This window comes from Amycolatopsis sp. 505 (genome assembly GCF_031625235.1).
Lineage (GTDB): Bacteria > Actinomycetota > Actinomycetes > Mycobacteriales > Pseudonocardiaceae > Amycolatopsis.
This window is the reverse complement of sequence record NZ_JACKQP010000040.1, coordinates 1-296: the sequence shown is the minus strand read 5'-3', so window position 1 is coordinate 296 and position 296 is coordinate 1. Positions and strand designations below refer to the sequence as shown.

The window sequence follows — 296 nt, the reverse complement described above, 5'->3', positions numbered from 1 at the left end:
CCGGATCCGCGCGATCCAGCCGTCGGGCCCGTACCACCTGCTCGGCTGGTCCTTCGGCGGGTTACTGGCGCACGAAATCGCCGTGCAGCTGCAGGAAGCCGGGGAGCAGGTCGAGACGCGGTGCGTGCTGGACAGCTTCCCGGTCGAGGCCGACGGCCAGGCCCCGCCGACCCGCCACGAGCTGCTGGTCAGCGTCCTCGAGCACCTCGGCTACGACGCCGACGAGGACGCCGAGCTGTCCCCGGCGGCCGTCTTCGACGTCCTGCGCCGCGGCGGGTCGCGGCTGGCCGGGATCG

Annotated in this window: 1 protein-coding gene; it reads left to right on the top strand. The window is 74.0% G+C overall.

Annotated features, from left to right (window positions below):
• Window positions 1-296, top strand: a 296-nt coding sequence (locus tag H5965_RS46045; protein WP_310977650.1) for a thioesterase domain-containing protein, incomplete at both ends; no start/stop codon positions are given.